Origin of the sequence: Neoluteolibacter marinus (assembly GCF_014904755.1) — a bacterium.
GTDB lineage: Bacteria > Verrucomicrobiota > Verrucomicrobiia > Verrucomicrobiales > Akkermansiaceae > Haloferula > Haloferula marina.
In genome coordinates, this window is record NZ_JACZFQ010000066.1 from 23,002 (window position 1) to 33,671 (window position 10,670).

The 10,670-nt window shown below is 67.6% G+C and carries 6 protein-coding genes; 2 read left to right on the top strand and 4 right to left on the bottom strand.

Annotated elements, in window-relative coordinates; all coding sequences use genetic code 11:
- Positions 1–48: 48 nt before the first annotated feature.
- The 3 genes from IG178_RS13090 to IG178_RS13100 are packed head-to-tail and all read right to left on the bottom strand — an operon-like array spanning position 49 to position 5,510.
- Positions 49–3,360 (bottom strand): SbcC/MukB-like Walker B domain-containing protein, encoded by a 3,312-nt coding sequence (locus IG178_RS13090; RefSeq protein ID WP_193213009.1) that lies wholly within the window; start codon positions 3,358–3,360, stop codon positions 49–51.
- 18 nt (positions 3,361–3,378) lie between these two features.
- A complete protein-coding gene (locus IG178_RS13095) occupies positions 3,379–4,035 on the bottom strand; it encodes a DUF4194 domain-containing protein (RefSeq protein ID WP_193213010.1) in 657 nt (218 codons plus the stop codon).
- The gene (locus IG178_RS13100) at positions 4,032–5,510 is read right to left on the bottom strand and encodes a Wadjet anti-phage system protein JetA family protein (RefSeq protein ID WP_193213011.1); all 1,479 of its coding nucleotides are present in this window, start codon (positions 5,508–5,510) and stop codon (positions 4,032–4,034) included. The genes IG178_RS13095 and IG178_RS13100 overlap by 4 nt, the downstream gene beginning before the upstream one ends.
- A 178-nt stretch (positions 5,511–5,688) precedes the next feature.
- On the opposite strand from IG178_RS13100, the gene IG178_RS13105 reads away from it, so the two are divergent.
- Both IG178_RS13105 and IG178_RS13110 read left to right on the top strand, forming a co-directional pair.
- Positions 5,689–9,447, top strand: coding sequence for a glycoside hydrolase family 2 TIM barrel-domain containing protein (locus IG178_RS13105; RefSeq protein ID WP_193213012.1), 3,759 nt, complete (start codon positions 5,689–5,691; stop codon positions 9,445–9,447).
- A 295-nt stretch (positions 9,448–9,742) separates the two neighbouring features.
- Positions 9,743–10,156, top strand: a complete 414-nt coding sequence (locus tag IG178_RS13110) for a hypothetical protein (protein ID WP_193213013.1) — start codon at positions 9,743–9,745, stop codon at positions 10,154–10,156.
- 104 nt (positions 10,157–10,260) lie between these two features.
- Here IG178_RS13110 and IG178_RS13115 read toward each other — a convergent pair.
- Positions 10,261–10,670: MBOAT family protein (locus tag IG178_RS13115; RefSeq protein WP_226895407.1), on the bottom strand; the 410-nt coding region annotated here is incomplete at its 5' end.

The window sequence follows — 10,670 nt, forward strand, 5'->3', positions numbered from 1 at the left end:
CGCCGGAACGGCGCAGCCGCTCCGCTACTTCCCTTCGGTCCAAGTCCCTCACCCCAGCGCCTCCGCCAGGCGGTCGCGGTCGACTTTGACGACCCAGTTCTCGATGTCGGCGACGGCGCCGTTACGGGAACCGTCGTAGCTGCGCTCGACGCGGCACTGCAGGACCGTCTCGGCGTGGCCGATCATCGTCGGCAGGCGGTCCTCGGGGAAGGCCATGACGAGCTGCAGGCCGAAGTTCCGCGCCAGCGCCAGGCAGGCGTCGATGCGGTCGCCGGAGAGCTTGGAGAAGGCCTCGTCCATGATGATCACGCCGAGGTTCGGCTTCGGGTGGCGGTCGCCGAGGTCGTAGACGCGCTGGAAGGCGGCGAGCATGGCGACAAAGAAGGGCGCCTGGTTCTCCCCGCCGCTCTGCTTCTTGGCGCTCTTGTTGAGTGAAACCGCGGCACCCTCGCCCTGGCCGACCGGGTGGGCCTGGATGTCCCAGTGGTGGTAAAAGCGGTAGTCGAGCGCGCGCTGGTTGCGCGGTTCCTCGGGGTTCTCGATCGCGGCCATCAGCGCGGCCTTGGCCTTCTCGATCTCCTCCTTGGCGCCGGTGGCCAGCAGCTCGAGGCCGGGGCTGAGGCCCTTGTCGACCAACGCCCAGATCGCGGTGTGGCTGAGGTCCTTGCGCATGCTCAGCTGGTAGCGCCAGCCGCCGATCTCGTGGTCCATCGCCTTGTTGAGCTCGCGCTTGGTGCGATCGGCCTCGTCGAGCTTCTCCTTGAGCACGTCCAAGACCTGGTGCTGCAGGCGGTCTTCCCACTCGCGGCGGGCGTCGTCGGCCTCGCGGGTGTAGCGGTCGAGGTCGTGCTCCTCGAGTTCCCTACGGCGGACTTCGTAGCGGGTGTTGTCGTCGTCCTCCGGGTCGAAGGCGTCGGCGGTCTCCGGATGGGCCTCGGCCAGGGCGAAGCGCTCGCGCTGGCGTTCGGCGCGGGCCTTGTCGGCATCGTGCAGCTGGGTCTGGGCGACCAGCGCGGCGGCCTCGATGCGTTTCGCCCAGGTCGGGAACTCGCCGACACAGGCGGCGAGGCGTTCGCTGATCTCGGCGTCGCGGAAGCCCTCGAGCGACTCGCGGCTGCGCTGGCGCTCGATCTTGAAGCGCTCCTCCTCGGCGGCGAAGTGCTCTTCGTTGTCGCCGAGCTCGCGCTCGCGCTGCGAGGCGCGCTCCATCGCGTTGGCGAGCCGGCCGATGCGCTCGACCACGCCCTGGAAGGTCTTCTCGAGCACCCGCAGCTCCTCGACGATCTTCTCGCGCTCGGGTGTCGCCAGCAGGCGGATGGTTTCCTCGAGCTGCTGTAGCTCGCGGCGCAGGTCGGGCAGCTTGTGCAGCCGGGTGGTCCCCTCCGGGCGGGTCGCCTTGTCGAGCTCCCAGTGGGTGCCGCGGTGGAGGAAGGTGTTCCAGGCCTCCTGCTGGCGCCGCAGGCCGGCGATCTCCTCCTCCAGGGCGGCGAGGTCTTCCTCAAGCCGGGCGCGCAGGCGGCGGCGGCCTTCCTCGCCGATGGTCAGGTCCTTTGCCGGCTGCAGGCGGACGCGCAGCGGCGGGTCCTTGAGCCAGCCGTCCTTGGAAAAGGCCCGCGGGTGGGCGTCGAGCTTGTTCGACTTGTCGACCGCGACGAGGTCGCCGTAGTGCTGCTGGAGAAAGCGCGCGGCGAGCGGGTTCCTGGTGTCGAAGAAGGCGGCGACCGAGCCCTTGGCCGGCTTGCCGTCGGCGGTGAGCTCGTCGCTGTTGACGATCGGCTCGTCGCTGTGACCGAGCTTGTGCGCCTGCTCCCAGGCGGCCTTGTAATCTTCGGCCAGCACGGCCTGGCGGTGGTTGCCGAGCAGTGACTCGAGCAGCGGCCACCAGTCCTCGGCGGCGGGCTTGACCTCGATCACGCGGCCGAGCGCCTCGGCCTTCTGGCCGCGCGACTTGAGGGCATCGAGCAAGGGCGAGGCGTGGGCACTGCCCTTGTGCTCGAGGTCGTCGAGCTCGCGCCGCAGCCGCAGCTCGCGGGCCTCCAGTTCGTGGAGGCGGTCGCGGACCGGGCGCAGTTGCTCGGCGGCGTCGTTGTGCAGCGCGTGGTAAATGCGCGGCATTTTCTCGGCGGTGTCGAGGCCGGCGGCCTCGTTGGTGCCGCGCATCGTTTCGAGCCAGGCCTCGGCCTCGGCGGGCGGCTCGAGTTCGAGCTCGGCGGCCATCTTCAGCCACTGCTTCCAGTTGGACACGCGGTCGTGGAGATACTCGCGGGCGGTCTTGGCGGCATCGCGGAGCGAATCGAGCTCGCGCTCGACCTCGTCGCGGCGGCCGCGCTGATTGGCGAGGGCGGCGATCTGGCTGTCGTTGCCGGCGACCAGCCGGACCTCGCGCAGCTGGCTTTCGAGTTCGTTGCGCTCGCTCAGCGCCGCCTCATGGTCGCTGCGCTGGCCGGCGTGCTCGCTGCGCAGGCGCTCGAGCTCGGCGCGGCAGGCATTGAGCTTTTCGAGCCGCTCCTCATGCGAAAGCGCGTCGCGCAGGTGGCGGAACAAGGCGGATTCGCGGCGGGCCTCGAGCCAGGCCTGGTGGCGCTCGCCGACGCGGCTCAGCCGCTCGTGCTGGTCGCGCATCTTTTCCAGCCGCTCCTGGGCGCGGCGATGGGCGTCGACGCTGCTGCGCACGGTGGCGACGTCGGGCAACGCCTGCTCCAGCAGGTAGTCGCGGATGAACTTCTCGAAGGACTCGACCGGCTGGAAGGCCATCGAGTTCGGCAAGGTCTTGTTCATCTGCTTGCGGTCGAAGCCGAGGTGCGCGCGCGACCCCATCTCCTCGAGGTAGGTCGTCTGGCGGTCGAAGACCTCGCCGCCCATCTCGCGCTTCACGTGGACGCGGAACTCATCCTCGGTGAGGAATTGCAGCGACTCGCCGATCAGGTCCTTGGTCAGGAAATCGTCGCCCTCCAGCCGCGAGGGCACGGTGAACCACAGCGTCCGCGGCTTGGCGGTCGGGCCTTCGTATTCGATGCGGGCGCCCCAGGTCTCGCGCCGCGGCTCGTCGCCGGGCCAGGAGAACTCGAGCGCCGCGAGGGTCACGCCGGAAGGCCGCAGGTAGCGTTCCTGGCCGTCCTTGCCGAGGGTGTTGGTGTCGCAGAGGCAGTAGCCGCGCAGGGTGCGGCCGCTGCCCGCGCCGGCGGCGGCCTTGTTGAAGCGGCTGTGCTGCTCGCCGAGCAGGACGAACTGGAGCAGGTCGAGCAGGGCGCTCTTGCCCGAGCCGTTGGCCCCGGTGATGAGCGAAAGGCCGGACAGCTCGATGATACGACGGTAGCCGTACCAGTTGTAGGCGATGATGCGGCTGAGGTGAACGCGCATGGCAGGAATGGGTGAAGGTCAGTTTCCGGCCGCGGCTCCGGCGGCGGGCTCCGGCGCGCCGGCCGGTTCGTAGAGGTCCTTGCGGGCGGTCCATTCCTCGATCGAGTCGAAGGGGATCACGCGCGGCAGGCTGGGCAGGATCTCGATCAGCGTGTCGCCGGGCTGGGTGGCGCTGTCGGGCCGGTGGGTGCGGATCAGGCGGTGGCGCTTGAGCCTGGCCAGGATCGAGTCGAGGTGGGTCGCCTGCGGCGGCTCGATCTTGTCGAAGGTGGTGCGGAACTGGTTCCACAGCTCGTCGACCGCGAGGATCACCTTGTCGGCGGCCTGGTTGCTGCGCTGGTCGTCCCAGCAGCGCCACAGGACGAGCAGCACCAGGGTTTCATCCTTGCTGAACTGGCCGAGCAGCAGGCAGGCCTCGGGCCGCGGGCGGGCCTGCAGGACCAGCGCCTCGTCGTCGATGATGAGCTCCAGCCCGAGCGGCGCGAGGTAGTCCTCGAGGTGGCGGCGGTAGTGGTCGCGGGCCAGCCGGAACAGGTCGCGGCCGGCGCCGCTGTCGCCGACCACGGTGCCCCGGCCGAGCAGCTCGGCGAGCAGCTCGCGGATGGGCGCGCGGTCGTCGGCGGGGACATCGGGCCAGAAGCCCGGCCAGAGGGGATCGCGTTGGGATTCGCTCATGATTGACGGGTGATTTCGAAGCGGTCCATCCGCCAGCCGGCCTGCTCGACTTGCGGCACCGAGCCGGGGTCGAGCGGCGTGGTCCGGCCGGGGCCGTCGATGCTCCAGCGCACCGACTTGCCGCCGGCGGCGGGCGAGTGGTGGTAGGCGGCGACGGCCAGCAGGTCGAGCATCTCGTCGACGTTGCTGGCGGTGAACTCGGCGGACGAGACGGTCCCGCCCTTGTTGGGCAGCAGGCGGGCGATCAGGCGGGCGGCGCGCTGCGGGGTGAGGGCCAGGCGCTGGCGCTCGCGCAGCGCGGCCAGGGCGTCGCTCTCGTCGTCGTCGCGGTCGCGGATGCCGCCGAAGCTGAGGTCGGCCGGCGCCTTGATCCGGCGGGTCCGGGCCAGGGAACTGGATCCATAGTAGAAGCGCAGCTCCGGAGCCAGCACCGGGAAGTCCGGGGCCTCGTCCTTGAGCTGTGAAAGGCGGCTGCCGGCGTGCACGTCATTGAGTGCGTCGCAGTAGGCCTTGATGATCTCGGGGCGGCGGCCGCGCAGCTCGGTCTGGTAGCGGTAGCGCTGCTGGGAGAGCTGGTTGAAGCCGGCCATGCGGGCGTCGATCGCGTCGGCGACCAGGCGGATCGACGACAGCCGCGACTCGAGGTCCTTCAGCGCGCGGACGGCGCGATCCCAGGCCTCGGCCTGCGACCAGCCGTAGTGGCTGGCGATGGCCTGGGCGAGCCGGTCCTTGAGCTGCTCGTTGTCGCGCAGGTCGGCGACCTTGCCGCGCAGCGCGGACAGCCGCGGCAGCAGGCCGTTCCTACGGAGCGCGTCGTAGCAGACCATGTGCTGGCCGGAGCCGAACTCGGAGTAGAGCAGGCGCAGGGTTTCGGCGGGGGTTTCGCTGAGCCGCTGCTTGCGGTCGAAGATCGAGATGATCTTCTCGACGCCGTGGAGCTGGATCAGTGCATTCTCGAGCCGCGAGTTGAGGTCGGTGAGGGTGGCGCGAAGCTCGTCGGGCTCGTGCAGGCGGGGGTCGAGCACGCCCTCGCGCTCGAGCGACTCGCAGACGCCGCGGACGCTGTCGGCGAAGGTCTTGAGCTCGGCGATCTCGTCCTCGGCCAGGTCGCGCAGCAGCCGCAGCATCGGCCGCAGGCCGGGCGAGACCAGCGCCCAGCGCTCGTGCAGGCCGAGCTGCTGGTCCTCGATCCACTTGGCGTCGCAGAGGCGGTTGAAGATCTGCCCGGCGCGCTGGCGGATGTCGCGCAGCGCGGCGCCCTCGTCCTCGTCGAGCGAGATGTCGGGGTGGGCGGCGAGCACCTCGCGGACGATCGCCACCGCCTCGTTCTGGGCCAGCCGGCCGGCCTCGCCCGCTTCCTCGGCGAGCCGTTCGGCGCAGTCGACGTAGATCGCCGCGCTCGGCCGGGTCAGCGGCCGGAAGAAGTCGCGGGAGACGTGGGTGAGGAGTTTTTCGCTGAGGGTGGAAACAGACATGCGGCGGCGGGAGGCGCATGCTAGCGGTGACTCGGGGCGAGTCCATCGCGGAAGCCGGACATCGCCGGGAAGAATCCGGCGGACACCCGAAATCGCAAAAAGAAGGAATAAAACGCGTCTTTACGGTAAAAAAATGAGGACGTAAGACGAAGCTTCGCGCGACGGCGCCTATATGGTCATGAAAATCTGGACGTTCTTTTTGATGGCGGGGATGGGGGTGCTCACGGCGGCGCCCGAATGGGAGGACGAGCAGGTGACGGCGATCCACAAGGAGCCGGCACGGGTGTTCTCTTTCCCCTTCGCCAGCCGCGCCGAGGCGCTGGAGAAGGATTGGCGCGACTCGTCGCGGGTGATGACGCTCAACGGCGAGTGGAGCTTCCATTTCGCCAAGCGCCCGGAGGATCGGCCGGTGGATTTCTACAAGGCGGACTTCGACGTCTCCGCGTGGCCGGCGATCCAGGTGCCGGGGAACTGGCAGACCCAGGGCCACGGGGTGCCGATCTACACCAACCAGACCTACCCCTTCAAACGCGACGAACCGCGGGTGACCAGCGAGCCGCCGAAGGACTGGACGGCCTACGAGAACCGCAACGAGGTCGGCTCCTACCGGCGCGCTTTCACCTTGCCGGAAAACTGGGACGGCAAGGACGTGTACGTCCATTTCGCCGGTGTCGAGTCGGCCTTCTACCTGTGGGTCAACGGCGAGAAGGTCGGCTATTCGCAGGACAGCTACCTGCCGGCCGAATTCCGGCTGACGCCGTACTTGAAGACCGGCGAGAACAGCATCGCGGTCGAGGTCTACCGCTGGAGCGACGGCTCCTACCTGGAAGACCAGGACTTCTGGCGCCTGTCGGGGATCTTCCGCGACGTGATGCTCTATGCGACGCCGCGGACCTGGCTGCGCGACTATGCGTTCACCTACGAATTGTCCGATGACCTCGCCTCCGCGTCGCTCAAGGTGGGGCTCGAGTTCGCGACACCCGACGGCAAGGCGCCCCTCGGGGTGATGGCCGGGGTCCAGTTGCTCGATCCCGAGGGCCAGGTGGTCTGGAGCGGCGAGGCCGAGGGTACGGCGGAGCTGGAGGGGACGGTAAAGGGCCTGCGGCTGTGGACCGGCGAGACGCCCGAGCTTTACACCCTGGTGATCACCAGCAGCGACGGCCACGGCGGGGTGCTCAGCGCCCAGCGCCACAAGGTCGGCTTCCGCAAGGTCGGCTTCAGCGACGAGGGCGAGTTCCTGGTCAACGGCAAGCCGGTGATCATCAAGGGCGTGAACCGCCACGAGCACGATCCGGACACCGGCCGCTACGTCAGCGACGCCTCGATGCTGGCCGACGTGAAGTTGATGAAGCAGTTCAACGTCAACTGCGTGCGCACCAGCCACTACCCAAACCACCCGCGCTTCCTCGAGCTGTGTGATGAATACGGCATCTACCTGCTCGACGAGGCGAACATCGAGTCGCACGGCTATTATTACGGCGAGGATTCGCTGAGCCATCCGCCGCGATGGAAGAAGGCCCATGTCGAGCGGGTGATGGACATGTACCAGCGAGACAAGAACCGCGCCTCGGTGGTGATCTGGTCGCTCGGCAACGAAGCCGGCCCCGGCGAGAATTTCGAAGCGGCGTCGAATGCGCTGCGGGCGGTCGACCGCAGCCGGCCGATCCAGTACGAGCGCTTCCCGGATCCCTCGGACTTCGACGACATGGATTCGCACATGTATGCCGGCGTCGGCTGGCTGAACCAGGCCGGCGCGAGCAAGTCGTCGCGGCCGATCTTCATCTGCGAGTACGCCCACTCGATGGGCAACGCGACCGGCAACCTGGACGAGTACGTCGAGGCCTTCGAGACCCACAAGCGCCTGATCGGCGGCTGTATCTGGGACTGGGTCGATCAGGGTCTGCGCAAGAAGGCACCGGCCGGGCAGGTGTCGCCCGACGGCCGCGACTGGTTCTTCGCCTACGGCGGGGACTTCGGCGACAAGCCGAACGACGGCAACTTCTGCCTCAACGGCGTGATCAACGCCGACCACACGCCCAACGCCAAGACCTGGCAGGTCAAGTCGAGCTACCAGCCGGCGGAGTTCTGGCTCGAGGGCCGCACGCTGAAGTTCCGCAACGAGTTCTTCCACACCACCCCGGACCTGCATCACGAGCTGGTGATGACGGTGACGGCGAACGGCCGCGAGCTGGCGAGCAAGGTGATGAGCCCGCCGGCGGTCGGGCCCTGGGAGACCGTCGGGATCCCGCTGCCGGACGAGATCCAGGCCGGCAGCGAGCCGGGCACGCAGTACCTGCTCAAGGTCGCGCTGGTGCTGAAGGCCGACACGGCCTGGGCGAAGAAGGGCCACGAGGTGGCCTGGCGGCAGTTCGAGCTGGGTTCGACGCCGCTTGTGAAGCTTGACCTGGCCAAGGCCGGCGCGGTCAAGGTCGCGGACGGCGAAGGCGGTTCGAAGGTGGTGAGCGGCGGGTCCTTTGAAGCCCGCTTCGACGCGGCCAGCGGCGTGCTGGCTTCGCTGCGCTTCGGCGGCAAGGAGATGATTTCCGAAGGTCGTGGGCCGGTGGTGAACCTGTTTCGCGCGCCGGGCGACAACGACGGCTACGCCAAGGGTGCCTGGGCCTCGGCCGGGCTCGATCAGCTGAAGCACGAGCTGGTGACCCTGAAGGTGGAAGAAGCCCCGGTGACCCAGGTCACCACCCTGGTGCGCTCGACGGGCGGCGGGGATTTCCGCTGCGAGACCTCGACGACCTACAGCTTCCTCGGCGACGGCACCCTGTTGGTCGATGCGGTGATTGCGCCGAACAAGGAGAACCTGGTGCTGCCGCGGGTGGGCCTGCGGATGTTCCTCGATAAGTCGCTGGAGCAGGTCAGCTGGCAGGGTCGCGGGCCTTGGGAAAACTACGCCGACCGCAAGACCGGCAGCGCATTGGGCCGCCACGAACTGGCGGTCGCGGACTTCTTCGAGCCCTATGCCAAGCCGCAGTTCATGGGCAACCGCGAGGACGTGAGCTGGGTGACGCTGGCCGGTGACGGCGGCGGCCTGATGCTGTGGCAGCCGGAGGGCGGGACCTTCTCCTTCTCGGCCTTGCACATGACCGACCAGGCCCTGGCCGCGGCGGCGCATCCGACCGGGATCGAGACGACGGAAGCCACGGTGCTGACCCTCGACGGAGCACAGACCGGCATCGGTGGCGGCTCCTGCGGTCCGGCGACGATGGACCAATACCGGGTGCACGGCGCGCCGCAGCGGCTGGTCTTCGCCCTGCGGCCGTTGGCGGCGGGCGAGGATGCGGCGGCCAAGCGGGTCGGCATTCCCCTCGGTCCGGTGGCGATCCCGCTGCGCAATGCCAAGGGCGAGGTGAGCGCCTCCGATGCCCAGGCGGTGCAGCTGGTGACTTCCGGCGGGACGACGCTCCAGCTGCCGGCGATGATGACCGCTGGCGGCGCGGTGGCGATCCGCCCGGTGAAGCCGCAGGGCGTGGTGCCCGGGACCCCGGTGCTGCGTTCCTTCGACTACATGATCGACCGCAGCGGCTGGAAGGTCGGGGCCTCGAGCGAGGAGTCCGGTGAAGGTTCGGCGAAGAACGCCATCGACGGCGACCCGACCAGCTTCTGGCACACGCGCTGGTCGCGCAATGCCGCCAAGGCACCGCATGAGTTCGTGATCGACCTCGGCAAGCCGATGAAGTTCTCCGGCCTGAGCTACCTGCCGCGGCAGGACAACATCAACGGCCGGATCAAGGGCTACCGGGTCTCGGTATCGGACGACGGCAAGCGCTGGACCAAGGCGGCGGAGGGAACCTTCAAGGACGAGGCCAAGCCGCAGGTTGCGAAGTTCGCCGAGGTGGAAGCCCGCTTCGTCAAGCTGGAGGCGCTGGATTCCCATCACGGGATCTGGGCCACCGCGGCCGAGATCACGCCGGTCTTCGGGAAGTAAGTCTGCGTTGTTAGAGTCCGCTGAATCCGTCGAAGACGACGAGGCAGCGGGCGATCACTTCTCCCTTGAACGGGACAGGCAGTGGGCCGAAGCTGGCCCATCTCGTGATGGGGCAGCGTTTGTTTGCTGTTTTTGGCCGGACCCGATACTATCGGGGAAAGATCGTCAGGAGGAGCGAAGCCTTCGTGTCTGGGGTTGCGTGAGTCAGGCAAGCTGCCTCGTAGCATTCGCCCCCATCTCCGCTAGTGTTCTTCCCTTCCGAAAAAACTAAAAGATAAAGAATTGGACGTCTTTGATGGTTTCGACAATGGTGTTGGTTTCGTCGCTCGCCTCGTCGGGAACTGAGGTGGATCTGGAGCGGGTGGGGGAACTGGTGCTGAAGAAGTGGGAGCTGGTTGCCGTCTGCAGGATTGAACGGTCCTCACTTTCCGGCATGGAGGTTGCCAAGCTCATCCCAGTGAAAATCTTGCACAACAAGAGTGTGGAAGCTGTTCCTGATGATCTCTACGGTTCGGTGCGGTTAGCGGACTATCCCAAGTATCCCCTTATTCTTGTGCTCCGTCGTGGAACAAATACAAATCATGTAAGCACATGGAAGTTCCCAATGCGGAGCATGGAAGATCGGAGAAGCTTGAACGTGGAGATTGGCGTGAATGTGAATCTTGTTCAGCTTGTCAGAGCGCTTAAGGCCGCAAAAGAAGGGAAGTGAGGACCAGTAGTTGATAGTGCGGATCGAAACGCTGGACGGTTATCGAATAGCCGAGGTGATCGCGGCTGAGATCACGCCGGTGTTCGGGAAGTAAGCCTGCGTTGTTAGAGCCCGCTGAATCCGTCGAAGACGTCGAGGCAGCGGGCGATCACTTCGCGCTGGAAGTCCGGCGGGAACAGGAGGCCGAGGGGCAGGATCACCGCCAGCAGCGCGGGGATCTTGCCGAAGGCCCGGCCGCGGCGGGCTTCGAGCAGGGTCAGCAGGCCGTGGTTCGCGAAGTAGAGCGTCGGCAGGCCGAAGCCGGCTCGCACCGGCAGGGTGATGGCGAGCTCGTGCAGCAGGCCCGAGCCGAGGAACACCGCCATCGTGCCGGCCTCCCGGCCGAGGCGGGCGGTGACGGGTCGCCCGACCAGCCGCTGCATCATCTGCGAGTAGCCGGTATTCCATCGGCGGCTCCAGAAGTCGCCGATGCCGCGGGTTTCGAGGACATTGGGAAAGAGCGTGCGCACCGGGT